Raw genomic sequence first — 26,970 nt, forward strand, 5'->3', positions numbered from 1 at the left:
CCATGCAGTTCGGACGGACGTACGAGGAGTTCGAGGTCGGGGCGGTCTACAAGCACTGGCCCGGGAAGACGGTCACGGAGTACGACGACCATCTCTTCTGTCTCCTCACCATGAACCACCACCCCCTCCACATGGACGCGAACTACGCCGAGAAGACGACGGACTTCGGCAAGAACGTGGTCGTCGGGAACTACATCTACTCCCTCCTGCTCGGCATGTCCGTACCGGACGTCTCCGGCAAGGCCATCGCCAATCTGGAGATCGAGTCGCTCAGGCACGTGGCGCCCACCTTCCACGGTGACACGGTCTACGGCGAGACGACCGTGCTCGACAAGCGGCCGTCGAAGTCGAAGAACGACCGCGGCATCGTGCACGTGGAGACCAGGGGCTACAAGCAGGACGGCACGCTGGTCTGCGTCTTCCGCCGCAAGGTGATGGTGCCGACCGAGACGTACATCAAGGAGCGCGGCGGCGAGCAGCCCGGCCGCCCCGAACCCAGGGAGCAGGAGAAGTAGCCATGGCGCGCCTCGCCCAGACCGCCGGTCTGACCGACGTCCAGCAGGAGATCCTGTCCACCGTCCGCGATTTCGTGGACAAGGAGATCATCCCGGTCGCGACCGGGCTGGAGCACCGCGACGAGTACCCGCAGCAGATCGTCGACGGGCTGAAGGAGCTCGGCCTGTTCGGTCTGATGATCCCCGAGGAGTACGGCGGTCTGGGCGAGTCCCTCCTGACGTACGCGCTGTGCGTGGAGGAGATCGCCCGCGGCTGGATGTCGGTGTCCGGCATCATCAACACCCACTTCATCGTGGCGTACATGCTCAAGCAGCACGGCACGCAGGAGCAGAAGGACCACTTCCTGCCGAGGATGGCGACCGGGGACATCCGCGGCGCGTTCTCCATGTCGGAGCCGGGCCTGGGTTCCGACGTGTCGGCGATCACGTCGAAAGCCGTGAAGGACGATGGGGGCACCTCCCGCGCGAGCGCAGCCGAGCGTGGGGGAGAGTACGTCCTGAACGGCCAGAAGATGTGGCTGACGAACGGCGGAACGTCCTCCCTGGTCGCCGTCCTGGTGAGAAGTGATGAAGGACACCCCGAGGGCACAGCGCCGCACAAGTCGATGACGACCTTCCTCGTGGAGAAGGAGCCCGGCTTCGGCGAGGTCCGCCCCGGCCTGACCATCCCGGGCAAGATCGACAAGATGGGCTACAAGGGTGTCGACACCACCGAGCTCATCATGGACGGCCTGCGCGTTCCCGCCGACCGGGTGCTCGGCGGGGTCACCGGCCGGGGCTTCTACCAGATGATGGACGGCGTGGAGGTGGGCCGCGTCAACGTCGCGGCGCGTGGCTGCGGCGTCGCACAGCGTGCGTTCGAGCTGGGTGTGCGGTACGCCCAGCAGCGCCACACCTTCGGCAAGCAGATCGCCCAGCACCAGGCGATCCAGTTCAAGCTCGCGGAGATGGCTACCAAGGTGGAGGCCGCTCATGCGATGATGGTGAATGCCGCACGCAAAAAGGACTCGGGCGAACGAAACGACCTTGAGGCAGGGATGGCGAAGTACCTCGCCTCCGAGTACTGCAAAGAGGTCGTGGAGGACGCCTTCCGTATCCACGGGGGATACGGGTTCTCCAAGGAGTACGAGATCGAGCGCCTCTACCGCGAGGCGCCGATGTTGCTCATCGGTGAAGGTACCGCCGAAATCCAGAAAATGATCATCGGCCGCAGGTTGCTCGAAGAGTATCGTTTCCAGGGCTAGATGTCCGGTTACGGTGCGTTTTCTTCGGGGTGAGGATCACGCCGCGTCAGCATTCTTCGGCCGCCGACTCCGCTTCCTGGCTTACCCAGTTGCGGCCGGAAGCCGCTACGATCGCCGGAAAGCCGCCGTCCCCCGCAACAGCGCGGCATCATCCGCTACGAAGGTCATCCATGCCCCACAGCCAAACCTCTGCACCTCGCGACAGCCGGGCCGGCGTACGCCTCGCGCGCGGAGCATCGCCGTGGCTCCTTCCGACCGTCGCCACCGCAGCCCTCAGCCTGGTCCGTGCCCGCCGCTCGGGCACGGCCAGGGCCGTCGCCGTTCCCGCCACCGCGCTGGCGGCGGGAATGCTGTGGTTCTTCCGCGACCCCGAGCGCGAGATCACCCAGGGCCGGGTCATCTCGCCCGCCGACGGTGTGGTGCAGAGCATCATGCCGTGGAAGGACGGCCGCACCCGCGTCGCCATCTTCATGAGCCCGCTCAACGTCCACGTCAACCGCGCGCCGCTGGCCGGAACGGTGACGTCCGTCGAGCACATTCCCGGCGGTTTCGTTCCCGCTTTCAACAAGGAGAGCGAGAACAACGAGCGTGTGGTCTGGCACTTCGACACCGAGCTCGGTGACATCGAGATGATCCAGATCGCCGGCGCGGTGGCCCGCCGCATCGTGCCGTACGTTCCGCAGGGCACGAAGGTCGAGCAGGGCGAGCGGATCGGCCTGATCCGGTTCGGCTCACGCGTCGACCTGTACCTCCCGGAAGGCGTGGAGGTGGCGGTCGAGGTCGGTCAGAAGACCGTGGCTGGGGTGACTCGCATTGACCGTGATTGATCCGGATACCAAGGCCGGCTGGGTGCCGGACACCGACGAGGTCGACGAAGAAGAGGAGATGCCCCTCTCTCTCCGCCTGTCGATAGCGGACACGCTGACGCTGGGCAACGCCACGTGCGGCTTCATGGCGGTGTACTTCACCACGACCGGCATCCTTATCCCGCACCTCACGGGCAGCCAGGAGTCCGGGATGGCGCGCCACAGCGCGGCCACCGCGGTCATCCTGATGCTGTGCGCCGCGGTCTTCGACCTGTTCGACGGCCTGGTGGCGCGCAAGCTGCGCTCCTCCCCCATGGGCGCGGAGCTGGACAACCTCTCCGACCTGATCAGCTTCGGCCTGGCCCCCGCGTACTTCGTGCTGGTCTACGGCATGGTCGCCGACGACGCCCATCAGCGGGTGGCGGCGGTCGGGGCGATCGTGGTGCTGCTGGCGGTGGTGCTGAGACTTGCGCGCTTCTCCTGCGTCACCGTGAAGGACGGCACCTTCCAGGGCATGCCGTCACCGTTCGGCGCGCTGACGGTCGTGTCGATCGTGCTGCTGGAGCTGCCCTTCGTGGCGACACTGCTGGCCATCCTCGGGACGGCGTGGCTGATGGTGAGCCGGGTGGAGTACCCGAAGCCGCGGGGCCGTCTCGCCGGGGCGATGCTGTCGTGGATCGTGCTGTCGATGGGCCTGCTGGCCGCGTGGGCGTTCGAGGCGCCGAGCGGGCAGCTGCTGCTCCAGACGGGCTGCGCGCTGCAGCTGGTCATGGGCGCGGTGATCCCCCTGTTCGCGACGGCCCGCCGGGTGAACAACTTCCGCGACAACCGACGCGAGGCGCGGGCGGCGCAGCTGCCGTAGCGGCCTCCGAGCCGCAGGGGCGAGGCCCCGGACCTGATGACAGGGTCCGGGGCCTCGCCGTTTTTTGTCTGCCGGCTGACGTCTCCGCCCGTCCGGCGTCCGACGACGAGGCCGTCCGGCCGGACGGGGCCCCCGGGGACGGACGGGGCGGGAACACGGGTGACCCTGGTCAGTGCAGGGAATCCCGGGCGATCCGCTCCGCCACCCGCTCCAGGAGGGGGCCCGCCCCCGCGACGCACACCGCGACGTCCGGCTCGAGATCCGTCAGCGCGTACGCCCGACGGATCCCGGCCCGCTCCAGCACCTCCGGTGCCAGCGCAAGGCGCCCGCACACCGCCACCACGTCCTTGCCCGCCGCACGCGCCGCCGCAGCGACACCCGCCGGCGCCTTGCCGTGCAGCGTCTGCGCGTCGAGGGACCCCTCACCGGTGATCACCAGCTCGGCGCCCTCCAGCGCGGGCGCGAAGCCCAGCACGTCGAGCATCACCTCGATGCCGGGCCGGAACCGTGCCCCGACCAGCAGCGCACCGTAACCGAGGCCCCCTGCGGCGCCCGCGCCCGGCGACGCGGCGTACTCCGCGGCCCGCGGGCCCACCGCCTCCTCCAGGACCGTGGCGTAGTGCGCGAGGGCGGAGTCCAGCGCGGCGATGTCGTCCGCCGTGGCACCCTTCTGCGGGCCGTACACGGCCGGTGCTCCGTTGGGGCCGGTCAGCGGGTTGTCGACATCGCTCGCGAGGACGAGCTCGACGTCCGCGAGACGCGGGTCGAGGCCGGACAGGTCGGCCGAGGCCAGCTCGGCCAGACCGCCTCCCCCGGGCCGCACGGGCGTACCGTCGGCGGTACGGAAGCGGGCGCCCAGCGCGGCCAGCATGCCGGCGCCGCCATCCGTGGTGGCACTGCCGCCGACTCCGAACACGACAGTCCGCGCGCCCGCGTCGAGGGCGGCGCGCAGGAGTTCACCGGAGCCGTACGTGGAGGCCGTGAGCGGGGCGAACAGCCCGGCCGGCAGCCGCTGGAGCCCGCTCGCCTCGGCCATTTCGACGACGGCCGTGTCACCGCGCAGCGCGAAAGCGGCGGTGGTCTCGTCGCCGAGGGGGCCGGTGACGCGTACCTCGCGCCGCTCGAAACCGGCCGCGACCGCGGCGGCCACCGTCCCGTCCCCGCCGTCGGCCACGGGCAGCGCGGCCACCTCGAGGTCCGGCAGGACCCGGCGCAGCCCGGCCGTGACCCGGTCGGCGACCTCCACGGCCGTCAGCGAGCCCTTGAACTTGTCCGCGGCGATCAGCACCCGCCTGGCCGGCCGGCCCTTCGCGGTGTCGGTCCCTGAAGCGTCTGCCACGCGTCTTCCCCTTGCTCTCCGGGCCGTGTACGTCCAGGTGCACGTCACGGCCGGTCGCGCCGCTGCGACCCTAACCGCCCGCCGTCACCGCCGCCATGCCGCGCCCAGTACCCGGACCTGCGCGCGAGGGCTCACCCGCCGCCTGCCCGAGCACCGTCACGAGACGGCCCCCGAAGCAGGCAGGGCCCCTCGGCCACCTCCGCGTCCACGGCCCGCACCCGGCGGATCCGACGCTGCCGGACGGGCTGCGCGCCCTGCGTCCGCCCGTCGCCCGCTCGGGCCGCGACGCCCGCCAGTGGCACCGGGACGGCATCCGGTGTCCAGGGTGGGGGCGGTCCCGGGCGCTGCCTCGGGGGCGGGCGCGGGTCGCTACTCTTCCCGGATGACCGAGACCGGAGACTACGCCGCCTACATCGCCTCCCTGCCCCGTGTGCTGGCCGCGGCCGCCACGCTGTTCCGTGACGCGCGGGGGCGGGTGCTGCTCGTCGAGCCCAACTACCGGGAGGGGTGGGCGTTGCCGGGCGGGACCGTCGAGTCGGACGACGGTGAGAGCCCGCGGCAGGGGGCGCGGCGCGAGACGGCCGAGGAGATCGGGCTGGACCGCGCGCCGGGGCGGCTGCTGGCGGTCGACTGGGTGCCGGGCACGGGCCGGCCGCCGCTCGTCGCGTACCTGTACGACGGCGGGGTGCTCGGCGAGGACGATCTCAAGGCCATCCGGCTCCAGGAGGAGGAGCTGCTGTCCTGGCGGCTCGTGCCGCGCGATGAGCTCGCCGGCCGGCTGCCGGGCGCGCTCGGACGCCGGGTGCTTGCCGCGCTGGACGCCCTGGACTCGGGTGCGGACACGGTCGAGATGGAGAACGGCCGTCCCGTCGGGCCGTAGCTGCGGTGCGGGGCCGGTTGGCCCTGGTGGTCCCGAGGCCTGAGGTCCACGTCGCGCGGCGCCTCCTCGCGCCCGGCGACGCGGGCCTCGGTGCGATGCCCGCGCGGAAGGTGGTCGCGGACGGCGAGTTCCATGGCGTCCTGGGGGCTGCCGACGCCTGCGAGGACCATGACTTCGACGACGAGTGCGCGTCCAGCGACGCGTGGCCTTCGCCGTGTCCGGACGCCGGCACCGGTCCGAGCCCGCGCGAACCGGTGGTGCGCCGGCCGCTTCGGCGGCACACGGCCTACTCTCGCCGGCATGGGCAAGCCTCTCGTCGCCGTCTTCAGTGGTGCGGGCGTCTCCACCGACTCCGGCATCCCCGACTACCGGGGCCCGCACGGGCTGTGGCGGCGGGACCCGGAGTCCGTCCGGGAAGCTGATCAGAAGAGGCCCGCCCCTCGTTCGAAGTCCAGCAGGCGGCGTTTGCGGTCCAGGCCGCCGCCGTAGCCGGTGAGGCTGCCGGTGGCGCCGATGACGCGGTGGCAGGGCACGATGACGCCGATGGGGTTCCTGCCGTTGGCCAGTCCCACGGCGCGGGACGCCTTGGGTGTGCCGAGGAGTTCGGCGAGTTCGCCGTAGGTGCGGGTCTCGCCGTAGGGGATGCGGCGCAGCTCGTCCCAGACGCGGCGCTGGAAGGGCGTGCCGTTCAGGCGGAGGCCGAGGGTGAACTCCTTCCGTTCGCCCTCGAAGAAGTCCTCCAGTTGCTCCCGCGTCTCGGCGAAGGGGGTTTCGTCGCGTACCCCGAAGGTCTCCTCGGCGGGGCGGTGCCGCTGGGCCACCATGTAGAGGCCGCACAGGGTGCCCTCCTCCGCGACGAGGGTGAGCGGGCCGTACGGGCTGTCGACCACTGTGTGCTGTCGGTGCTGTGACACGAGACGTCCTTATACCGGGAGGAGGTTGATCGGGTGGCTGTCGGTCGCCCACAGGTACTGCACGGCGTACGCCCGCCAGGGCCGCCAGTCCGCCGCGCGGGCGGTGAGCGCGGCGGGTGTCGCGGGCAGGCCGAGGTCGCGGGCGGCGCGGCGGATGCCGAGGTCGGTGGGCAGGAAGGCGTCGGGGTCGCCGAGGGCGCGCATGGCGATGACGTCGGCGGTCCAGGGGCCGAGGCCGGGCAGTGCGAGGAGTTCGGCGCGGGCGCGCGGCCAGTCGCTCTCGACGCCCAGGTGCAGTGAGCCGTCGGCGAGGCGGCCGACGAGGGTGGTGAAGGTGGTGCGGCGGGTGCGGGGCATGGCCAGTGTCTCCGGGTCCAGAGCGGCGAGGGCCCCGGTCGACGGGAAGAGGTGGGTGAGGCCGCCCTCGGGGTCGTCCACGGGTTCGCCGTGCGCCGTGACCAGGCGGGCGGCGTGGGTGCGGGCGGCGGCCGTGGACACCTGCTGGCCGAGCACGGCCCGTACGGCGAACTCCGCCTCGTCCACCGTGCGCGGCACCCGGCGTCCCGGCGCCTTGTCGACCAGCGGGGCGAGGACGGGGTCGGTGCGGAGCCGGCCGTCGATCGCTTCGGGGTCGGCGTCGAGGTCGAGCATGCGGCGGCAGCGGCTGATGGCGACGGGGAGGTCCCGCAGGTCGGTGAGGGTGAGACGGCAGGCGATGTGATCCGGTGCCGGGGTCAGGGCGGCGATGCCGTGTCCGTACGGCAGCCGCAGGGTGCGCCGGTAGGCGCCGTCCCGCCACTCCTCCACGCCGGGTACGGCGGTGGCGGCGAGGTGGCCGAAGAGGTTGTCGGGGTGGAGCGGGGCACGGAACGGCAGCCGCAGCGACAGGGCGCCCCGGGCGCCGCCGGGGGTCCTGGGGGCGCGGGCGCGCAGCTCGGTCGGGGCGAGCGCGAAGACCTCCCGGACGGTGTCGTTGAAGGTGCGGATGGAGGCGAAACCCGCGGCGAAGGCGATCCGCGCCATCGGCAGGCCGGTCGTCTCGATGAGCAGCCGGGCGGTCTGGGCGCGCTGGGCGCGGGCCAGGGCGAGCGGGCCGGCGCCCAGTTCGGCGAGCAGGTGCCGTTCGATCTGGCGGGTGCTGTAACCGAGTCGGGCGGCGAGGCCGGGGACGCCGTCGCGGTCCACGACGCCGTCGGCGATCAGCCGCATCGCGCGGGCGGTGAGGTCGGCCCGCTGGTTCCACTGCGGGGAACCGGGGCTGGTGTCGGGGCGGCAGCGTTTGCACGCCCGGAACCCGGCCCGCTGACAGGCAGCCGCGCTCGGGTAGAACGTCATGTTCTCCGGCTTGGGCGGCACCACCGGGCAGCTGGGCCGGCAGTAGATCCGGGTGGTCAGGACGGCCGTGAAGAACCATCCGTCGAACCGCGCGTCCTTCGACCGCACGGCACGCGCGCAGCGCTCGGTGTCGGTGTGCATGGCCTCTCGCATACGTCCAGCATCGACGACCGGCGGGCCGGCGGCTGGCGGGAATCCGACATCGAGCTTGCGGGGCGCCCCTGGCCGGGGCCCGGTCGCCGTCAGGTTCGGCGCAGGCTGCGCCAGACCGCTTTCGCCGCGTTGTGGCCGGACATGCCGTGCACGCCAGGGCCCGGTGGGGTGGCCGAGGAGCAGATGAACACGGCCGGGTGGGGCGTGCCGTAGGGGAACAGGGACAGCTTGGGGCGCAGCATGATCTGGAGGCCGGAGACCGCGCCGGAGGCGATGTCCCCGCCCACGTAGTTGGCGTTGCGGGCGGCGAGCTCGGGGGGTCCCGCGGTGGCGCGGGCGAGTACCCGGTCGCGGAAGTCCGGTGCGAAACGCTCCAGTTGGCGTTCCACGGCGTCGGTCAGGTCGCCGGTCCAGCCGCTGGGGACGTGGCCGTACGCCCAGAAGACCTGCTTGCCCCCGGGGGCGCGGCCGGGGTCGGCGACGCCGGGCTGCACGGTGATGAGGAACGGCGCGTCGGGCGCCCGGCCCTCGCGGGAGGCGGCGCGCAGGGCGGTGCCGATCTCCGCGCTGTTCGCGCCGATCTGCACGGTGCCGGCGGAGCGGGCCTCGGGCGCGGTCCACGGCACCGGCCCGTCCAGCGCGTAGTCGATCTTGAAGACGCCGGGCCCGTACCGGTAGCGGTCGTAGTAGCCGCCGAGGCCCGCGATCCGGGCGAGGGCGGTGGGCGAGGTGTCGAAGACGTACGCGCGGGCCGGCGGCAGGTCGTCGAGGCGTTTGACCTCGTAGTCGGTGTGAATGGTGCCGCCGAGGTCCGTCAGGTAGGCGGCGAGGGCGTCCGAGACGGACTGGGAGCCGCCGCGGGCCACGGGCCAGCCGCGGGCGTGCGCCGCGAGGGCGAAGACGAGGCCGATGGCTCCGGTCGCGAAGCCGCCCAGCGGCGCCATGACGTGGGCGACGAGCCCGGCGAACAGCGTCTTCGCCCTCTCGTCGCGGAAGCGGCGCATCAGCCATGTCGACGGGGGCAGTCCGGCGAGTCCGAAGCGGGCGAGGGTGACCGGGTCGCGGGGCAGCGCGGTGAGCGGCAGGGACATGAAGTCGCGGGCCAGGGTGTCCCACTTGGGGAGGAACGGCGCGACCAGCTTACGGTAGGAGCCCGCGTCGCGCGGCCCGAAGGACGCGGCGGTCTCGGCGACCGAGCGGGACAGCACGGCGGCGGTGCCGTCCGGGAAGGGGTGGGCCATGGGCAGCGGGGCGTGCAGCCACTCCAGGCCGTAGCGCTCCAGGGGCATGGCGCGGAAGGCGGGCGAGTTGATGCCGAGGGGATGGGCGGCGGAGCACGGGTCGTGCCGGAAGCCCGGCAGGGTGAGCTCCTCGGTGCGGGCTCCTCCGCCGACGGTGTCCCGCGCCTCGAAGACGGCGACGGAGAAGCCCCGGCGGGCCAGCTCCACGGCAGCGGTCAGCCCGTTCGGCCCCGCACCCACCACAACCGCGTCGAGCATCGACGGCACCTTCGGACTCCTTCGTCGGCCGATGGCCACTCGGGTTCAGGATAGGCCCGGACACCGGCGACGACGGGCGGGGGTGTCCGGCAGACGGACACCGGCCGCCCGTCCCCGGGCCGTGTCCCGTCCCCGGCGGGAGGGGGTGCGGGCGGGCGGCGACCGGCCCCGGTCTCCCGGACCGGCAGTGCCGCCACCCGGGGTGCCGGGGCCTCGTCGCGGGCACACCGGACGGCTCGGTCACCCGGGGCCGGGGCAGCGCGGTCACCGGGCCGCCCCCTATCCCGGGGACCGCTCGCCGACCCGCGGGACGGGCTGAGACCGGGGATCTCGGCCGGTCCGGCATGCGAGGCGGCTGGTGGTCGCGCCCGGTGACACGGCACGCCGGCCCGCGCGTGTGAGGGGGCCGCCCGTCTGCCCGCCTGGGAGGAGGCCGCCGCGCGGTCCCGGGCGGCCTCCGGCCGGACACGGTGGCGTCGCACTCGTCCCGCGCCATGACCAGGTACGCCGGACCGGCCGAGCCGCGGTGCCGGTGCAACGGCGCCGCGAGAAGCGGATACGGCGGACCGCTGAGGGCCGGGAGCCTTCAGCGGTCCGCCTCCCGCGTCGCCGCTACACCGGAACCGCGTGGGGGAAGGTGAAGAAGCCGTGCGGGTCGTACTTCCGCTTGATCGCGCTGAGCCGCGGCAGGTTGGAGCCGTAGTAGGCGTGCGCGTAGTCGGTCAGCTCGGTGTCGGGGAAGTTCACGTAGGAACGCCCGTTGGAGTAGGGGTCGATGGAGTCGAACAGGCCGTTCAGCCAGCTCTGGGCGGCCGCCTTGTCCTCGGCGGGCGGCGTGGACGAGGCGAGACTGACCATGAGCGTCGCGCTGTACAGCGAGTCGCGGTGCGGCCACGCCATGGCGTCGACGGACGGCAGGTTGGCGTTCTTGCCCAGCCCGAGCAGGCTGACCACCCGGGTCTGGCCCGCCCGGCGGTCCGCGTCGAAGGCGGCGAGCATGTCGTCCACGCCGGCCTGCGGAAGCACCCGGGTGAACATCCGGCCGCGGTTCTTCACCCAGGCCTGCCGGGGCAGCGTGGCGTGGGGGCTGCTGCCGGCGGTGTGGCAGGCGTCGGCCGACTTGTCCTCGCAGCCGAACGCCCGCATCATCGCCCGCTCGTACGTCATCTCCTCCACGGCGCGCGTGGCGGGCGCGGTGCCGACCAGCGAGGTGAGCAGGCCCAGTTCGGCCTCCAGTTCCTCCACCGTGCCGAAGTGCACACCCGTGACGATGATGTTCGGGAGCGCCCCGGGCCTGGCGTCGCCGAGTTGCACGACTCCGTCGCAGGCCAGGTCGGCGGAGGCCTCCTTCGACCACTCCAGGTAGCCCGAGACGGCCCGCTGGGCGTGGTCCCACGTCCACGTCAGCGTGTAGTGGACGACGCGCTTGACCACGCTGGGCGCCATCCTGAAGTCCGTCACCACGCCGAAGTTGCCGCCGCCACCGCCGCGCAGGGCCCACAGCAGATCGCTGTTGCGGTCCTCGGAGGCCGTGACGACGCGGCCGTTCGCCAGCACCACCTGAGCCGAGACCAGGCTGTCGCAGACGGGGCCCGACCGGCGGTACTGCCATCCGGTTCCGCCGCCGGTGACGAAGCCGCCGGGGCAGACCGTCGCGCAGAAGCCGGCCGGGACGTTGATGCCGTACGGGCTCAGCCGCTGCAGGGCGTCCACGGCCTGGACGCCGGGGCCGAGGCTGACTTGGCCGTGCCCGGCCCGTACGTGATTGAGCCGGGTGAGGTTGATGACCAGGCCCTCGGTGGTCGACCAGCCGCCGTAGCTGTGGCCGCCGCTGCGCACCGCGGTGTGCAGGGAATGGTCCTGGGCGAACCGCATCGAGACGGCGACGTCCCACGGGGTCTCGGCGTACACCACGGCCTGCGGGCGGATGTCGTCGAACTGGGCGTTGGGCAGCAGCCGGGCGCGGTCGTAGTCGGCGTCGCCGGGGAGCACCAGGTCACCCCTGAGCATGCGGTTCAGCCGCGACCACGGCACGGTGCTGTTGCGGCGCCGGTACGGACGCGCCTCGGCGGTGCCGACGGTGGCCAGGCCGGCGCCGGCGACGGTCAGGCCCGCTCCGGCGGCGAGCAGGGTCCTACGCTCGATCATCTTCAGTTCCTTTGCTGGTTACGGCAGGTGGTGTGCGGGTGTGCTCTCTCTGCGGGAGTCGTCCAGAGACCGGGCCTGCGCGCGCCACAGCTCCTGCCACAGCGACGCCTTCCCGGCCGGCCCCGCGGTGCGCCCGGTGCCGACCCACTCCGTCACCGGGCGGACGCCGTGCAGCGCGTTGACCAGCCAGACCTCCCGGTCGTACAGGTCTTCGAGCGTGGCTCTCACGCGGCGTACCGCGACGCCGCGGTCCCGGGCCAGCCCGGTGACGACGGCTCTGGTGACGCCGGGCAGGAGCCGGGCCTCGGCGGCCGGCAGGCACAGGTCGGGCCCGTCCCACCACAGCAGGCTGGCCGTGGCGGACTCCGTGACCTGCCCCTCCCCGGTGCGGAACAGCGCCTCGTCGGCACCGGCGTCGCGGGCCTGCGCGCGCACCTGCGCGAGGCGTCCGATGTCCGGCCCCTTGCACCAGGGCTGGGTGCGCGGGTCGGCGTACGGCCAGGGCAGGACGCGTACGGAGGTGCCGAATTCCGGGGCCGGGCGCACGTTCAGGGCGAGGGTGCCGTCGGCGTGCAGTTCCACGCGGGGGAACCACGCCCCGGTGCGGGGGAGTTCGCGGACGGCGTCGCGCCAGAACCGCCGCACGACGGACCGCTCCAGGCCCTTGCGCGCGCAGGAGCCGGCGAACCTCGCCTCGTGACGGTCGAGGGCGCGCACCCGGCCGTCCTCCACCAGCCAGGAGTCGGCCACCAGGAGGTCGCCCCCCGGGTCGGCGGCCGGGGCGAAACCCCGGCCGCCGTCCCAGGCGAGCCACCGCGCGGTGCGGGCGGCGGTCATCGTGTCAGTACCGTCCCTTGGTGTTGGTCGGAGCGCCGGTGCGTGGCCCGTACGGCGCGCGCTCGAGCCACTCGCCGCAGGACGGCACCAGCGGTGACAGCGCCGCGCCCGCGGCCTGCTTCAGCCGGGTCAGCCTGCTGCTCGGCCGCAGATGGGCCAGGGCCGTCCGGGCGGCCTCGCTGTTGAAGACGGCGGCCTGCCGGCGCTCCGTGGCGAACTCCCGCACGGCGCTCACCCGCTGGTCCGGCCGCGCGAGCGCCCGCGCCACCGCGTCGGCCGCGGCGGCCGAGTCGGCGATGCCACTGTTCATGCCCCGTGCCCCGAAGGGCGGGAACAGATGGGACGCCTCGCCGACCAGCAGCACCCGGTGGCAGGGGTCGGTGAAGTCGGCGGCCACCACGTGGAGGAAGCGGTACTTGGACACCCACAGGAGCCGGGTGGCGTACTTCTCACCCACCACCGCGGCCACCCAGCGGGCCGCCGCCGCCTCGTCGGCCCACTCCTCGGGGGTGTCGCCGTCCTTGCACTGCAGGTCCAGCTGGAAGCCGCCGGCGAACGGGACGCGCATCACGCTGCGACCGCCCAGGGCGGGGTGCTCGTAGACGAACACCCGCTCCAGGGGCAGCGGATCGTCGGGGTCCTCCTCGATGTCGACGACGACGTGGAAGGCCTCGGACCGCTCGCCCTCCATCTCTATGCCCTGGGAACGGCGTACCCGGGACCGCGCGCCGTCCGCCCCGATGACGTACTCGGCCTCCCACACCGCGCCCTTCCCGGTGGTGAGCCGGGCCCCGTCCGGGGAGCTCTCCACACCGGTGACCTCGGAGTCCCAGCGGAAGTCGACGCCCGCCTCGACGCAGGCCGCCATCAGGTGCCGTTCCGTCTCGATCTGCCGCAGGCTGGTGAACGGCGGGATCAGGCCTTCGTGGTGCGGCCTCGGCGGGTAGGTGCGGGCGAAGACCTCCTTCGTGCGGTAGAGGGTGCGGCGGGTCGGCCAGACCACCCCGTTGCGGATCAGGGTGCGGTCCAGACCCGGACTGATCCGGCCCAGTACCTTGAGCGACTCGCGGTGCACGAACAGCGCACGGCTTCCCGGGCGCACCCGGTCCTCCGGCTCGGCCTCCAGGACGGTGACGGGCAGGCCGTGGCTGCGCAGGGCGAGGGCCGCGGTGAGCCCCACGGGGCCGGCCCCGACGACGAGGACCGGAACCCGTTCGGGCGGGTTGGCGTTGGAGGACATGAAAACTCTCCCTGGGGTCGTCCGACGTCGCCGTCAGTCGGAAGCGCCCGTGGTGGGCACCTGGTTCTCGCGGAGCATCCGGATGATCTCCACCCGCCGCACCTTCCACGTCGAGGTGCGCGGCACCTCGTTGAACGGCCAGTGCAGCGGCGCGGCGAGGGCCGGCAGATCCGCGGTGGCGCGGGCCCAGCGTTCCGGGTCCAGCGGGGCGTCCCGGCGGGTGCAGACGACGGGGACGGCGTCGCCCTCGGGACCGGTGACGATGATCACCTCGACGAGTTCCTCCAGGCGGGACAGCAGGACGTCCTCGATCTCGAGGTTGCTGTCGATCTCGTCGATCTGGTCGATCTCGCGGTCGGTCAGGTACAGCTTCCCGAACCGGCCCAGGTAGCCCACGTCGCCGAGCCGCCACCAGCCGTCGTTGAAGTTGTTCAGGTAGCGCTCGTGCTCGCCGAGGTAGGTCATGACGTTGGAGCGGCCGCGCAGTTCGAGGTGACCGGGCTTGCCCTTGCGGACGGGTTTGCCGCTCTCGTCCACGACCCGCAGCCTGATGAAGCCGGGCAGGACGTAGCCGACGTCGCGGCCGTCCGTCTTGGCGGCGGTCTTCTCGCTGTACCAGGCGCCGGAGATGGGCCCGGTCTCACTCTGCCCGTACAGCTGGATCAGCAGCGGGCGGTGCCGCTCGGAGGCCTTCAGCAGTCGCTGGATGGTGCGGGGGTGGATGGCGTCGAAGGTGCTGCTGTAGTAGCGGACGCTGGACAGCGGGGCGCCGGGGGCGTCCGCCAGGTCCTCCCACTGGATGAAGTTGTTCGGGTGTGTCTCGACCAGACCGGGGCGGTGCTTGACGAAGAGGGGTGCGATCTTGTCCGGGTCCGGGTCGTTCAGGACGACCAGCGGGTTGCCGTAGTTCAGGAACACACCGAGGGAGTGGAAGAAGCGCGAGTGCACGAAGGACATGCACAGCGCCACCGTCTCCTTCTTCCGGATCGGCCAGGCGATGATCTGCTGCGGCAGCAGCCGGTGGAACAGCGCCTTGGCGTTGTGGACCATCAGCTTGGACACGCCCGTGGTGCCCGAGGTGTGGGTGATGAGCGCCGGCTGCGAGGAGTGCAACCGCACCGCGGGGCGGCGGGGCAGCCCCGCGAGGTCCGCGAGCAGGCGCAGCTTGCCGTGCGCCCCGGTCCCGGCCAGCACCGTCTCGCGCGTCAGGGATTCCACGTCGACGCCGTCCAGCGGGCCGGTCAGCTTGGCGGCGTCGCTGATCAGCCAGGGCTGGTCGAGTCGGGCGAGCAGCTTGCCCACGATCTCCCCGGACAGGGCGGAGGAGATCATCACCGGGACGGCGCCTATGCGGGCCACCGCGCAGGCCAGCAGCGAGATGTCGAAATTGTCGGACTTGTGGACGGCGACCCGCTCGGTCGGCCGGATGCCCGTCTCCCACAGACGGGCCGCCAGGTCGTCGACCACGTCGGCCAGCTTCGCGTAGTCGAAGCTGGTCCCGAGGTCGGGCAGGGTCGCGAGCGGCTGGTCGAGGGTGACCGGTGTGCCCGGGAACTTGGCCGCGGCCTTCTCCCACAGCAGGCCCAGGTAGAAGGCCCTTTCCGGCAGCGGTTTGGTGATCCTGGAGAACATGTGGCGGCTGCTTTCTCGTACGGAGTGATGGCGGTGGGGCGCTCAGCCGCTCTGGCGGAGCAGGAAACGCTGGAGTTTCCCGGTGGCGGTGCGCGGCAGGGATGCGACGACCTCGACGGCGCGGGGCACCTTGTAGGGCTCGAGGTGGGCACGGGCGAGGGCGACGAGATCGGACTCGAGCGCCGCCGGGTCGGCGACGGGCGCCCGGGGCACGACGAAGGCGCGGAGCTTGGACGCCCCCCGTTCGTTGCGCACGCAGGTGACGGCGATGTCGTGGACGTCCGGGTGGCGGGAGAGCAGTTGCTCGATCTCGACCGGGGAGAAGGTGATCCCGCCGACCATTTCGAGATCGTCGGTGCGGCCCTGGTGGGTGAGAATCCCGTCGGGGTGGCGGACCACCTGGTCCCGGGTGTTGAGCCAGCCGTCCTGAAGGACGCGGGCGGTCTCCTCCGGCAGGCGGTGGTAGCCGCGGGTGACCGTGGGCCCGCGTACCCACAGCTCGCCGGGTTGTCCGTCGGGCACGGGCCGGCCGCTGCGGTCGCGTACCTCCGCCTCGAACCCGGGTATCGGTACGCCGACCGTGCCCGGCGCGTGGAAGGCGATGCCGTTGGTGGCGATGGCGTGCCCCGCCTCCGTGGAACCCAGCTGGTCGTACAGCGGGCACCGGAAGAAGGCCGTGGCGCGCTCGCGCAGTTCGTCCGTCAGGCGCTCGCCCGCGGAGACGGCGGAGCGCACACTGGCGAAGTCCTCGGCGTCGGTCTCGGCGAGGATGTTGGCGTACGCGGACGGCACGGCGAACAGGTGGGTGACCCGGTGCCGGGCGACCAGCTCCGCGATCCGGGCGGGGCGGGGCGGTCCCGGCTCCAGGACCGCGGAGCCGCCCGACCACAGCGGGAACGCCAGCGAGTTGCCCAGCCCGTACGCGAAGAACAGTTTCGACACCGACAGGGCGACGTCGTCGGCGCCGAAGCCGAGTACCCGCGCGCCCGCGCCGGTGTGGTAGATCTCCAGGTCCGCGTGCCGGTGGACGACTCCCTTGGGCAGCCCTGTGGTGCCGGACGTGTACTGGATGTACAGCGGGTGGTCGTCGTCGACCGGTACGGCCGGGGCGGGGTCCTCGGCCGCGGCCTCCTCCAGCAGTTGCCCACCCGTCAGATGGGCGGTGCCGGGGAAGCGGTCGGCGAGCGCGCGGTCGGAGACGACGAGGACCGCGTCGCAGTCCTTGGCGATGTAGCCGTGGCGTTCCTCGGTCAGTCCCGGGTTGGTGAGCACCGCCACGGCGCCGAGCCTGGCCGTGGCGAGGAAGGCGACGACCCAGGCGATGGAGTCGGGCAGGGCGATGAGGACGCTGCGGCCGGATGCGGCGCCGTGCCGGGCGAGTACCGCGGCGGCGCGGGCGGCGAGACGGTGCGCCTCCTGGTGCGTGACGGTCCGGTCTCCCTCGTGGAAGGCGACCCGGTCCGACCAGCCCCGCTCCGCGGCTGCGTCTGCGAGCGCTGCGGCGGCGTTCATGATGTACGGCTCCTGTCGGGGGACTCGTGCGCGGACAAGGGCGGTGCGGTGACCGTTGCCCGGTGAGGGGTGCCGGCCGGGCAACGGGGCCTCGGGCGGTGCGCTACTCCGTGGCGCGGTAGGCGCGCAGCGGCGCGGACGCCTTGAGCACCATCTCGTCGAACTCCTCGTCGGCGTCCGAGTCCAGGACGATCGCGCCGCCTGCTCCCACCCGCCACCGGTCGCCGACCTTGACGGCGGTGCGGATGACGATGTTCAGGTCCGCGGTGCCGTTGGTGGACAGCAGACCGATGGAGCCGGAGTACACGCCGCGGGCCTCGGTCTCCAGCTCCTCGATGATCTCCATGGTGCGGAGCTTGGGCGCCCCGGTCATCGACCCGCCCGGGAAGCACGCGCGCACCACGTCGATGGCGTCGAGCCCGGTGCGCATCGTGCCGCGGATGGTGGACACCAGCTGATGGACGGTGGTGTAGCTCTCGGTGGCCATCAGCCGCGGCACGTGCACGCTGCCCACCTCGCAGACCCGTCCGAGGTCGTTGCGGAGCAGGTCGACGATCATCAGGTTCTCGGCGCGGGTCTTGGCGCTGGCGTTGAGCGAGGCGCGCAGGGCCTCGTCCTCGTCGGGGTCCGCGCTGCGCGGCACGGTTCCCTTGATGGGCTTGGTCTCCACGACGCCGGAGCGGTCGATGGTGAGGAACCGCTCCGGTGAGGAGCTGGCGATCTCGACGTCGCCGAGCCGCAGGTAGGCGGCGTACGGCGCGGGGTTCGCCCGGCGCAGCGCGCGGTAGTACTGGTAGCCGTCGCCGTGGGCGGGGAGCCAGGCCGAGGTGGTGAGGCAGACCTCGTAGCTCTCCCCGGCCCGCAGGTTCTGCTGGATCTCGTCGATCCGGGTCCGGTACGCCTCGCGGTCGTGGGTGAGCCAGGGCTCGACATCGGCGCCGTCGGCGGCCTCGACGGGCTCGGCCGGGGGCAGGGAGAGCAGCGTCGCGGCGGTCGTGTCGAGCCATTCCACGGCGGCCGACTCGGTGTCGGGGTCCGCGTCGCTGAGAGCGAGCAGGTAGGTGGCGTCTTCCTGGTGGTCGACCACGACGACCCGGTCGGCGAACATCCAGACGGCGTCCGGGGTCGGCGAGACGTACTTGTTGACCGAGCCGAGGTCGCCCTTCAGCTCGTAACCGAAGTAGCCGACGTAGCCGCCGGTGAAGCCGAACGGCAGGTCGGGCACGTCCAGTCGGCGTCGGCGCAGCTGCGCCTGGAGGTAGTCGAACACGGTGCCGGACAAGCGCTGCGGCGGGCCGCCGGGGCGGACGACCTCGACCTCTCCTTCCGCCAGCCGGTACCGGACGGTCTCCGCGAGCGGGCCGGAGGCGTCGCCCAGGTAGGAGAACCGGGACCGGCCGGGTTCCACATGGGCGCTGTCCAGCCAGAACGAGGGCGCGGAGGAGTCGGCGTACAGGCGTGTGAAGGCGGACTCGGTGTCGACGGCGGTCCCGAGGGTGCGCACGTGCATCCGGTGGCCGGCGGCGGGCTCGCCGGACACGGCCGGGCGGGTGGGCGCCGCCGTCGGTTGCCGTCCGGCGGTGGGGGCGGCCGGGCGGGGGCCGTTCTTCCGGTGGGCGAGGGTGAGGTCGCGGAAGTTCGCCATCATGCGGCGGCCGTGCTCGGTGGAGACGGACTCGGGGTGGAACTGGACGCCCCAGATCGGACGGGTGCGGTGGCGCAGGCCCATGATGACCCCGTCCTCGGACCAGGCGGTCGCCTCGAGGGAGTCCGGGAGGGGCTCGGCCACGCACAGCGAGTGGTAGCGCACCGCCGTGAAGCCCTGCGGCAGGCCGGCGAAGACGCCCTTCTCGTCGTGGGTGATCCGGCTGAGGTAGCCGTGCCGCGGCTCGGGTGCGGGCACGATCCGGGCGCCCTCGGCGTGCCCGATACCCTGGTGTCCCAGGCAGACGCCGAGCACGGGGACGGGAGCGGTCTGCAGGAGGCGCGCGGAGACGCCGAAGTCGCGGGAGCGGCCGGGGTGCCCGGGGCCGGGTGAGATGACGAGGTTGTCGAAGGCGGTCAGGTCGATGCCGGCGGCGTCCTGGGCGTCGTTGGTGATGACGACCGGCTCGACTCCGTTGACCTCCGCTATGAGCTGGAACAGGTTATAGGTGTACGAGTCGTAGTTGTCGATCAGCAGGGTTTTCATCACGCGGCTTTCTGTGCGGGCGCGGGCGTTCGACGGAGATGCGCGTCCGGCCGGGTCGTGTCCGCGCAGCGGCGTCGTCGCCCGGAGGGCGGACACGGCCCAGGGGGTGTCTGACGACGGAGCGCGGGTGAGGGAGCGGTGTCCGGTGCGTGCGGCCGCGAGCCGCCCGAGCGTCCTCGTGGCGCAGCCACCGGGGCGCTTCGGCGACGCGGCCGGGGGTCCCCCCGCCGGGGGCGTGCGTGCCGGGCACCGGACCGCCGCGCGGATATGTCGGACACCCTCTATCCCTTGGCGATCAGCTCGGAGACGGTCCGGGCGACCAGGAGCGCCTGGACGTCGTTGAGGCGGGGGTCGCACAGGGTGCGGTAGGCACGGCCGAGGCCTTCCTCGCTCTCGGGTCCGTCGGCGTCGAGGCACTCGGTCACGTCGTCCCCGGCGATTTCCAGGTGGACACCGCCCGGCCACTGGTCCGCCCGGCGCATCACCTCGAAGAAGCCGGTGATCTCGTCGAGGATGTCGTCCAGGCGCCGCGTCTTGATTCCTCGGGCCGTGCTGACGGTGTTGCCGTGCATGGGATCGCAGGCCCAGACCACGTCGTGGCCCGCCGAGCGGGCGGCCTCAACCAGTGCGGGCAGCACCTCACGGACCTGCCCGGCGCCGAAGCGGCCGATGAGGGTGAGCCGGCCGGGCCTGCGGTGCGGGTCCAGCAGCGCGCAGAGCTCCAGGAGCGTCTCGGGGCGGGTGGCCGGGCCGACCTTGCACGCGACCGGGTTGGCGACCTGGGCGAGGAATGCGAGGTGGGCGCCGTCGATCCGGCGGGTCCGCTCTCCCACCCACGGCAGATGGGTGGAGAGCAGGTACTCCTCGCCCGTGTGGGCGTCACGGCGCACCAGGGCGTGCTCGTAGTCCAGGACGAGCGCCTCGTGGCTGGTCCACAGGCCGGTGTGCTGCCAGCGGCCGTCGAACTCGACGGTCTGGCCGTAGTCCTCGATCAGTGTCCGCAGGCCGCCGTCCGGTGCGCCGGCGGGCCGGCCCGTGTCGCCCGTGGTGTGCTGTGGGTCCCGTGCACGGAACGCCGCGGCGGTCTCGTGGGCGATCTGGTGGAGTTCGTCGAGCACCGCCCGGGCCGCGGTGTACCCGAGCAGCAGGCGGTGCGGGTCGGGGACCCGGGCGGCCTCGTCGGCGGCCGGGGAGTTGACCAGGTCACCGCGGTAGACGGGCAGGACCCGTCCGCCCACGGTCTCCTGGGGGCGGGAACGCGGTTTGGCGTACTGGCCGGCGATGCGGCCGACGGTGACGGTCGGCAGTGCGGAGTGGCCGCTGATGATCTCGGCCATCTCTCCCATGACGCGGTGCTTGCCCCGTACGGCGGCGACGCCCTCGGGGCCGACGGGTTCGGCGCAGTCGCCCGCCTGGAGCAGGAAGGCGCGGCCCGCCCCGACGTGTGCCAGGGCGGAGCCCAGGCGACGGACGTCACCGGGCGTGGTGAGAGGGGCAGCCGACATCAGCTGTTCCCGGACCTGGGCGAGCCGGGAGGGGTCGGGCCAGTCGGGCTGCTGATCGGCCGGGAGTCGGCGCCACTCCGTTGCGGGGGGCTGCGGAGCGACGGGTGTCGGGGCGTCCGACAGGTGTTCGGTGAACGAGGACACGGCTCATCACTTCCGTCCGTATGGCGCGGGCGCGGGCAGTGGTGCGAGGGGTGTCCGGTCAGCTGTCGGCTTCCGCCGTGACCAGGCCCTTGGGCTCGAGCAGGAACTGAGCGAGGCTGCCGTCGTGCGGGGTCTCGGGGACACCGGACCAGGGCGTGACCCGCCCGGTGACGACCTTGCGGACCGAGGGTTCGCGCAGGACGGTGTCGGCGAGCGCGGCGTGTTCGCCGAGGAGGCTCACCACCAGGGACTCGCGCAGCGGTCGGACGCCGTCGGCCGGTCGCCAGGGCGCCACCACCACGAAGGGGAACCCGAGTTCGGTGCCGGCCAGGGGGTCGTCCGGGCGGTCGACGGAGACGACCAGCGGGCGCAGGACCCTGGTGCCGTCGCCCGGGTCGGCCGGCAGTGGTCCGCCGTAGCGGTGGGTGCTGTGGTCGGTGGCCTGCTTCGTCAGTCCGGCGAGGTGGTCGGCCATGGCTGCGGCGTTCTCCGGGCTGACGGCGGGCAGGGTGGCGCGCTCGTCCAGGGCGGGACGTACGGGCAGTTCGGCCAGGCGGTGGGCGAGCGCGTCGGCGAGCGGCTTCACCGGTCCGCTGGTCAGGACCAGCGAAATGTTGTTGCACCGCACGCCGCCGTCGTCGGAGATCCACCGGACGAGGTCGTCGAGTAGTTCCTTGTCCTCCTCGGCTCCCGCGCCGACGAGGACCTTGCTGCGCCCGGGTCCGCGCACCAGGACGTCGCTGCGCCGGGCGAAACGCGCCGCCGCCGCGGGTCCGCCGTACACCAGCCCGAGGTCCGCCTGGGACAGCAGGTGTTCGCCCATGTCGTGGTCGCCGGGCAGGAAGGCCAGGGTGTCCGGGCGGACGCCGGCGGCGAGGAGCGCGGCGAACAGCCTGCGCGGGGTGAAGGGGTCCTTGCTGCCCGGGCGCACCAGGACACGGGCGCCCATGGCGAGGGCGCGCACCCAGGTGACGTTGGGCTCCGGATGGTTGTTGGGCACGATGGCGGCGAGGAGTGCGCCGCGCGGCACCCAGACCGTGCGGTAGCCGGGGGCCGTGAAGGGCTCGGGATACTCGGCCTGGTTGATGCGCTCGATCATGCCGAGCTGGGTCCGGATGCCCTGGATCGCCCGCGTGATCGCGCCGCTCGGGGTGCCTGTTGCCATGACGACGCGGCGGCGGTACTCCTCGGGGGACTCCCCGTCGAGCTCGGCGGTGGCGAACAGTTCGCCGGCCTCGGCGAACACCTCGGCGGCGGGCGGGGGCCCGGCCGGCGCCGACCGGAGCCGGTTGAGGGCGGCCTGCGCGAGCAGGCGCGGGGCCAGCCCGACCGAGGCGAGGGGTGTGCCGTCGAGCGCGGCGAGTTCCACGCGGTCGCGGCTGTCGACGTCCGCGCCGCCGATGACCGGATTGACGGCGGGCACGGCCGCGGCCATCAGTAGACCCCTTCGATCACGGCCGGGGCGTCCTTGGTCTTCAGGGGGGCGATGTCGGCCAGGCCGTCGACGTCGTCCCCGGTCGCCGGCCGGACGCGGATCGCGGTGTCGCGTTCCAGCACGTTGGGCAGGAACATGTCCCGGCTGAGCTGGTGCATCAGGACCTGGCCGCGGTCGCCGTACTCCACGGGGCCACCGGTCTCCGGGTCCACCAGCTCGACGACCGACTGCGGGAAGTACGGCCGGAACACGCACGGGTGGGAGTCGCCCGGCTCGCTCGGCCGCTGCGGGGCGATGCCCATGATGGTGTTGCCGTAGATGGCCGCGACCCTGGCGTTGGGGAAGAACGTCTCCTCGATCTGGCGCAGCGACTCGGGGCTGATGCTGGTGCCCGCCCACAGGATGCCTTCGAGCGTCGTGGCGAGCCGCTCGTACAGGTCCGGGTGGGCGCAGATCGCCTCCAGCACGGGCGGTGTGACGAACAGCACCTTGATGTTCTGGCTGCTGACGATGGGTTCGATCTGGTCGAGCAGGTACGAGCGGTATTCGGCGGCGAGTTCCGTACGGCCGGAGCCGATCAGCCGCTTCACCCAGCGCGGGTCGAAGTCGAGGGTGAAGCACATGGAGCCGCGCAGCTGGGCCAGGTGCCGGACGGTGCGGCCGACGACGTGCGGGCCGGTGGGGCCCACGTGCAACCAGTGCCCCGTCTCGGGGAAGCCGTGCTCGGTCAGGACGTCGCTCACCCAGTCCACGTTGCGGGTCCGCGCGGTGCTGTCGATGACCCGCTTGGGGGCGCCGACCGTGCCGCCCGACTCGAACACGTCGAAGGCGGCGCCGGAGCTGCCCGCCGGGATGAGGTCCTCGACCGGGACGGTCCGCAGCTCGCCGCTGACGTCCGGGAAGCGGCGCAGGCCGGCGACGTCGACGATGTCGGTGAGCGGATCGAACCCCAGGCTGCCGGCCTTGCGCAGCCAGAACGGGGATCCCGTCGCCGGGTCGAAGTGCCAGCGCAGGACGTCACGTAAGTGTTCCGACGCCGTGCCGAGGCCACCGGCCTGCGGCGTGTCAGTTGCCAGGTCAGTCATGTACGTCCAGCCATTTCGTCAGGTCGGTGCCAGCAGGCGCCAGGCGTGCGGGTACTGGGCGCAGCGCCGAATACAGGGGGTAGGAGCCGGTGTTCTCGGGGGGATCGCCCTGCCGGACGGGCGCGGCGCGGCGAACCGTGAGGCAGGCGAGCGGCGTGCCGACGGTCCGCCTCCCCGCCCCGCTCGCGATTTACCTTTTCCGTGAGACACCTTTCTGTCAAGGGTCGCCGGGGGCGGGCAGTCGCCCTGGGCAAGTGCGGGGAGTGAGCACTGGTCACCCGCTCGCGCCCGCTCGTACGATCACGGCCCATGACCACCGAGAACACTCAGCGCCTGGACTGCAACGCCCACGCCGAACGCTCCTACTCCGCCATGCACCGACTGGCCGCCACGGCCGCCGAGTCCGCGAAGCAGGCCGGTCTGGAGAGCGCGCTGCTCGAGCTCGTCCGCATCCGCGCGTCGCAGATCAACGGTTGCGTCTTCTGCATCGACATCCACAGCATCGACGCCCGCACCGCAGGTGAGACCGAGCAGCGCATCTACGCCCTCAGCGCGTGGGAAGAGGCGCCCTTCTTCACCGAACGCGAGCGCGCCGCCCTGGAGTTCACCGAGGCCGTCACCCTCGTCCACGACGGCCACATCCCGGACGACGTCTTTCAGCGCACCCAGAAGGTCTTCGGCGACGAGCAGCTCTCCCACCTGCTGTTCGTCATCGTGGCGATCAACGGCTACAACCGGCTCGCCATCGCCCAGCGGCGCGTCCCGGGCAACTACAAGCCCTCCGCCTGACACCTCGCGTGGTCGAAGCCGCTCACCCAGCGGCTTCGGCCCCCCGCTTCCCGACCGTGGAGGCCCTCCGCCATGTCCGCCCACCTGGAACAGCCGGTCGGCCCCCTGCCGCTGCGCCGAGTCCCCGTGCGGGACTTCGCCGACGCCTTCACGCGCCGACTGCTCCTCCACCGGGGCATGACGACGGAACTCCTGGAACATCACATCCGGTGCCCGCTGCGCGTACAGGTGCGGACCCAGACCCTGTCGCCCTCCCGTACCGGCGATCCCCGGTCGAGCCTGCCGCCGCATCCGGCGCCGGCCCCGCCGTGGCTGGTCCGCCGCACCGAACTGGTGACCCCCGAGGGCACGGTGGTCTCCCGCAACGTGGTGACCGGCCGGCTCCCGCGCAACGGCGAACTGGTCAACGCCGTCACCGGCCGCCTCCTTCCGCTGGGCCGGGCCGTCGCCGCGACGGGCGTGGCGCACCGGCGGAACCGGCTGACCTCCGGACTGTCCGACTGGCCCGGACCCCGCGGCGCCCTCCCCGCCGTCACCCGGGGCTATCTGCTGCACATGGACGGCGAGTCCCCCCTGCACGTCGAGGAGACGTTCAACCCCGCCGTCGTGTCGACGGGGCAGCGGTCCGGCAGTGCCCACGCCGGGGAACAGCGGCTGCTCGGGACGACACCATGAGCGCCGTCGCCGTGGTCGGCGCCGGGCCGGTCGGCCTGACCGCCGCACTCGCCGCGCACTCCCTCGGGCTGGACCCCGTCCTGCTGGAGGCCCAGCCGCGCACCGCCGTGCGCCCCGGCAGCCGGGCGATCTTCGTCCACCGTGCCACGCTCGACCATCTGGACCGCCTCAGCCCCGGCCTGCGCGACAGCGTCTGCGCCCGGGGGCTGGTGTGGCGCACCAAACGCACCCTGTGGGCGGGCCGCCAGGTCCACGTCCGCTCCTACCCGGCCTCCGCGGCCGTGCCCTTCACCAGCCTGCCGCAGACCGTGGTGGAGGACCTGCTGCGCCGGGCCTGCGACGCGGCGGGCATCCGGTCGGTCTGGGGCGATCCCGTACGGGACGTGCGGAGCACCCCGGACGGCGTCGCGCTGCGGACGGAACGCGGTGCGACCCACGAAGTCGGCCATGTCGTCGCGGCGGACGGCGCCCGGTCCGGGCTGCGCGCGCAGGCGGGCATCGCGCTGGAGGGCACCACCTCGACGACCGAGTTCGTCGTCGTCGATGTCGCCGCCGACATCCGGCCGGATCACGCCGAGCGGGTGTTCCACTACCGGCACCCCGGCGTCGGAGGGCGCAACGTCCTCCTGGTGCCGTTCCGGGGCGGGTGGCGCGTCGACGTCCAGTGCCGTCCCGGGGACGACGGCGGGCGGCTCGTCGCGCAGGCACCCCAGTGGCTGCCCCGGGTGCTTCCCCAGGTTCCCGGCCCGCGGATCACCTGGTCGTCGGTCTACCGCTTCCAGCAGCGCCTCGCGAGCCGCTTCACCGACGGGCACCGGCGCATCCTGCTGGCGGGCGAAGCCGCCCACCTGCTCCCGCCGTTCGGGGCGCGCGGCATGAACTCCGGCATCAGCGACGCCGTCGCCGCGGCACGCGCGGTGCGCGCGGGCAGTGTCGAGCGGTACGCCCGGGAGCGGCGAGCGGCGGCGGAGGCCAACGTACGCGCGGCGGGTGCGGCCCTCGACCATCTGCTGGCGGCCCGGCCCGGGCAGCGCTGCCTCCAGTGGGCCGCGGCGACCGCAGCCCCCCTCTGGCCGCGCGCCGGCCACTGGCTCGACGCGGCGCCGTACGGTCCGCGCATTCGCGCGGTGAGCTACTGAACGGCCGGCGAGTCCTGGGCGCCCGCCCGGGCGCGGTCCGCGAACTCCCGCCACAGCCTGGCGTACTCCGTGGCGAGGTCGGCCACCGCGCCGGCCCGGTGTGGAGGCACGTCGTCGGCGATGTTCCGCCACTCCGTGCCGGGCAGCGCCAGGGCGCTCAGCAGGCGCAGCAGCAGACGGCCGTTCTCACTGTGCCGCAGAGCCGGGTCCTGGCACAGCTTCTGGTAGACGGCCGCCAATTCCCGGTCCGGGGCCGGGTCCGCGATACCGGCCGGCTTCTCCACCGGGGGCTGCCGGGGTACCGGGCGGACGGCGCGCTTGTCGGCCCGCATCCGCTCCGGCACCGGGTCCAGGCCGCGCAGCATTCTGTCGCGTACGTCCCGCACCGTGGCCGGGGAGATCCCGGTCCGCCGGGCGATCTCCCGCAGGGACACCTCCGGGGAGGACATCAGCAGCCGCTCCGCCTCGCGCCGGCCCCGCGCCGTGCTCAGGGGACGCACGCGGCCGTCCCGGCCGAGCCGAACCTGCGGTGACGACTCCCGGCCGACGGCTCCGCCGTGACGCAGGCCGGTCACCGTGTGGGCGGAGAGACCCGTCACCGAGGCGATCGCCCGGTCCGCCCAGTGCGGGTGCGAGCGGAGAATGCGGACGGCGGCGGCGGAGCGCTCGGCGAGCGTCAGCGGAAGCCCGTGCCGGGTGTTGCTCTCGACGGCGTACACGAAGGCGTCCTCCTCGCTGCCGTCGAAGAACTGGACCTTGATCTCGGTCCGTCCGCGCAGCACCGCGGCCCTGAGGCGGTGCATGCCGTCGACGACGCGCATGGTGTCGCGGTGCACCACGATCGGGGGCAGCGAGCTCTCCGCCGCGGCGAGCATCTGCAGGTACTCGGGGTTCTCGGTGCCGGCACGGGGAGAGTCGCCGTCCCGCAACGCCGCGACGGGCACCAGGTGCACCGCGGCGAGCCGTCGCGTGGACGGCGGGCCGGGGTGGCGCGTCGTGCCGGGCAACGGGGTGGACCTGACCGTGTTCATGCTCTGCGTGACCTTTCCTGACAGCTCGTACCGGGCCGTCCGTGCGGCGCTGATGCGTTG

The 26,970-nt window shown here is 72.9% G+C and carries 22 protein-coding genes and 2 pseudogenes; 9 read left to right on the forward strand and 15 right to left on the reverse strand.

Going from position 1 to position 26,970, the window contains the following annotated elements; all coding sequences use genetic code 11:
* The first annotated feature begins 2 nt into the window (after positions 1-2).
* The 4 genes from ABZ354_RS00650 to pssA all read left to right on the forward strand — a co-directional run bounded on the left by ABZ354_RS00650 (position 3) and on the right by pssA (position 3,427).
* The gene (locus ABZ354_RS00650) at positions 3-515 is read left to right on the forward strand and encodes a MaoC family dehydratase (protein WP_358651448.1); all 513 of its coding nucleotides are present in this window, start codon (positions 3-5) and stop codon (positions 513-515) included.
* A 2-nt stretch (positions 516-517) separates the two neighbouring features.
* A complete protein-coding gene (locus tag ABZ354_RS00655) occupies positions 518-1,759 on the forward strand; it encodes an acyl-CoA dehydrogenase family protein (protein ID WP_358651449.1) in 1,242 nt (413 codons plus the stop codon).
* Between the two features lie 170 nt (positions 1,760-1,929).
* On the forward strand, positions 1,930-2,586 hold the full coding sequence (locus tag ABZ354_RS00660) for a phosphatidylserine decarboxylase (protein ID WP_358651450.1): 657 nt from the start codon (positions 1,930-1,932) through the stop codon (positions 2,584-2,586).
* 22 nt (positions 2,587-2,608) lie between these two features.
* Positions 2,609-3,427 (forward strand): CDP-diacylglycerol--serine O-phosphatidyltransferase, encoded by an 819-nt coding sequence (gene pssA / locus ABZ354_RS00665; RefSeq protein ID WP_358652195.1) that lies wholly within the window; start codon positions 2,609-2,611, stop codon positions 3,425-3,427.
* Positions 3,428-3,596: 169 nt separating this feature from the next.
* Here the strand turns inward: pssA and ABZ354_RS00670 are convergent, their stop codons facing one another.
* On the reverse strand, positions 3,597-4,715 hold the full coding sequence (locus ABZ354_RS00670; protein ID WP_358652197.1) for a glycerate kinase: 1,119 nt from the start codon (positions 4,713-4,715) through the stop codon (positions 3,597-3,599).
* Positions 4,716-5,148: 433 nt separating this feature from the next.
* Between ABZ354_RS00670 and ABZ354_RS00675 the strand changes: the two genes are divergently transcribed.
* Positions 5,149-5,646: an NUDIX hydrolase gene (locus ABZ354_RS00675; RefSeq protein WP_358651451.1), complete on the forward strand. Its 498-nt coding sequence runs from the start codon at positions 5,149-5,151 to the stop codon at positions 5,644-5,646.
* Between the two features lie 20 nt (positions 5,647-5,666).
* On the opposite strand, the pseudogene ABZ354_RS00680 reads toward ABZ354_RS00675, so the two are convergent.
* Positions 5,667-5,816: pseudogene (locus ABZ354_RS00680) on the reverse strand (DUF2191 domain-containing protein); the annotation flags it as partial.
* Between the two features lie 130 nt (positions 5,817-5,946).
* On the opposite strand from ABZ354_RS00680, the pseudogene ABZ354_RS00685 reads away from it, so the two are divergent.
* Positions 5,947-6,060, forward strand: a pseudogene (locus ABZ354_RS00685) (Sir2 family NAD-dependent protein deacetylase); the annotation flags it as partial.
* Between the two features lie 8 nt (positions 6,061-6,068).
* Here the strand turns inward: ABZ354_RS00685 and ABZ354_RS00690 are convergent.
* The 12 genes from ABZ354_RS00690 to ABZ354_RS00745 all read right to left on the reverse strand — a co-directional run bounded on the left by ABZ354_RS00690 (position 6,069) and on the right by ABZ354_RS00745 (position 23,276).
* Positions 6,069-6,560, reverse strand: a complete 492-nt coding sequence (locus ABZ354_RS00690) for a methylated-DNA--[protein]-cysteine S-methyltransferase (RefSeq protein ID WP_358651452.1) — start codon at positions 6,558-6,560, stop codon at positions 6,069-6,071.
* A gap of 9 nt (positions 6,561-6,569) precedes the next feature.
* Positions 6,570-8,036 (reverse strand): AlkA N-terminal domain-containing protein, encoded by a 1,467-nt coding sequence (locus ABZ354_RS00695; RefSeq protein WP_358652199.1) that lies wholly within the window; start codon positions 8,034-8,036, stop codon positions 6,570-6,572.
* Positions 8,037-8,137: 101 nt separating this feature from the next.
* On the reverse strand, positions 8,138-9,547 hold the full coding sequence (locus ABZ354_RS00700; RefSeq protein ID WP_358651453.1) for an NAD(P)/FAD-dependent oxidoreductase: 1,410 nt from the start codon (positions 9,545-9,547) through the stop codon (positions 8,138-8,140).
* Between the two features lie 612 nt (positions 9,548-10,159).
* A complete protein-coding gene (locus tag ABZ354_RS00705; protein ID WP_358651454.1) occupies positions 10,160-11,695 on the reverse strand; it encodes an FAD-binding oxidoreductase in 1,536 nt (511 codons plus the stop codon).
* Positions 11,696-11,713: 18 nt separating this feature from the next.
* Positions 11,714-12,532: an aminotransferase class IV gene (locus ABZ354_RS00710; RefSeq protein WP_358651455.1), complete on the reverse strand. Its 819-nt coding sequence runs from the start codon at positions 12,530-12,532 to the stop codon at positions 11,714-11,716.
* Positions 12,533-12,536: 4 nt separating this feature from the next.
* A complete protein-coding gene (locus ABZ354_RS00715) occupies positions 12,537-13,772 on the reverse strand; it encodes an FAD-dependent monooxygenase (protein ID WP_358651457.1) in 1,236 nt (411 codons plus the stop codon).
* Positions 13,773-13,805: 33 nt separating this feature from the next.
* On the reverse strand, positions 13,806-15,404 hold the full coding sequence (locus tag ABZ354_RS00720; protein ID WP_358651459.1) for an AMP-binding protein: 1,599 nt from the start codon (positions 15,402-15,404) through the stop codon (positions 13,806-13,808).
* Positions 15,405-15,446: 42 nt separating this feature from the next.
* Positions 15,447-16,916, reverse strand: coding sequence for an AMP-binding protein (locus ABZ354_RS00725; RefSeq protein ID WP_358651461.1), 1,470 nt, complete (start codon positions 16,914-16,916; stop codon positions 15,447-15,449).
* A 103-nt stretch (positions 16,917-17,019) separates the two neighbouring features.
* A complete protein-coding gene (gene pabB, locus ABZ354_RS00730) occupies positions 17,020-19,107 on the reverse strand; it encodes an aminodeoxychorismate synthase component I (RefSeq protein WP_358651463.1) in 2,088 nt (695 codons plus the stop codon).
* Between the two features lie 281 nt (positions 19,108-19,388).
* Positions 19,389-20,756 carry a 3-deoxy-7-phosphoheptulonate synthase gene (locus ABZ354_RS00735; RefSeq protein WP_358651465.1) on the reverse strand — a complete coding sequence of 456 codons (1,368 nt, stop codon included), beginning with the start codon at positions 20,754-20,756 and terminating at the stop codon, positions 19,389-19,391.
* 58 nt (positions 20,757-20,814) lie between these two features.
* On the reverse strand, positions 20,815-22,191 hold the full coding sequence (locus ABZ354_RS00740; protein ID WP_358651467.1) for an aldehyde dehydrogenase family protein: 1,377 nt from the start codon (positions 22,189-22,191) through the stop codon (positions 20,815-20,817).
* Positions 22,191-23,276 (reverse strand): AMP-binding protein, encoded by a 1,086-nt coding sequence (locus ABZ354_RS00745; RefSeq protein WP_358651469.1) that lies wholly within the window; start codon positions 23,274-23,276, stop codon positions 22,191-22,193. Before ABZ354_RS00745 ends, ABZ354_RS00740 begins: the two co-directional genes overlap by 1 nt.
* Positions 23,277-23,585: 309 nt before the next feature.
* Here ABZ354_RS00745 and ABZ354_RS00750 point away from each other — a divergent pair, with 309 nt between their 5' ends.
* The 3 genes from ABZ354_RS00750 to ABZ354_RS00760 all read left to right on the forward strand — a co-directional run bounded on the left by ABZ354_RS00750 (position 23,586) and on the right by ABZ354_RS00760 (position 25,879).
* Positions 23,586-24,065 carry a carboxymuconolactone decarboxylase family protein gene (locus tag ABZ354_RS00750; RefSeq protein WP_358651471.1) on the forward strand — a complete coding sequence of 160 codons (480 nt, stop codon included), beginning with the start codon at positions 23,586-23,588 and terminating at the stop codon, positions 24,063-24,065.
* Positions 24,066-24,137: 72 nt separating this feature from the next.
* The gene (locus ABZ354_RS00755; RefSeq protein WP_358651473.1) at positions 24,138-24,740 is read left to right on the forward strand and encodes a hypothetical protein; all 603 of its coding nucleotides are present in this window, start codon (positions 24,138-24,140) and stop codon (positions 24,738-24,740) included.
* Positions 24,737-25,879: an FAD-dependent monooxygenase gene (locus ABZ354_RS00760; protein WP_358651475.1), complete on the forward strand. Its 1,143-nt coding sequence runs from the start codon at positions 24,737-24,739 to the stop codon at positions 25,877-25,879. The genes ABZ354_RS00755 and ABZ354_RS00760 overlap by 4 nt, the downstream gene beginning before the upstream one ends.
* Here the strand turns inward: ABZ354_RS00760 and ABZ354_RS00765 are convergent.
* Positions 25,873-26,910 carry a ParB N-terminal domain-containing protein gene (locus ABZ354_RS00765; protein ID WP_358651477.1) on the reverse strand — a complete coding sequence of 346 codons (1,038 nt, stop codon included), beginning with the start codon at positions 26,908-26,910 and terminating at the stop codon, positions 25,873-25,875. The two genes, ABZ354_RS00760 and ABZ354_RS00765, sit on opposite strands and share 7 nt — an antisense overlap.
* Between the last annotated feature and the right edge of the window lie 60 nt (positions 26,911-26,970).

Source organism: Streptomyces sp. NPDC005925, from assembly GCF_040638805.1.
Taxonomy (GTDB): Bacteria; Actinomycetota; Actinomycetes; order Streptomycetales; family Streptomycetaceae; genus Streptomyces.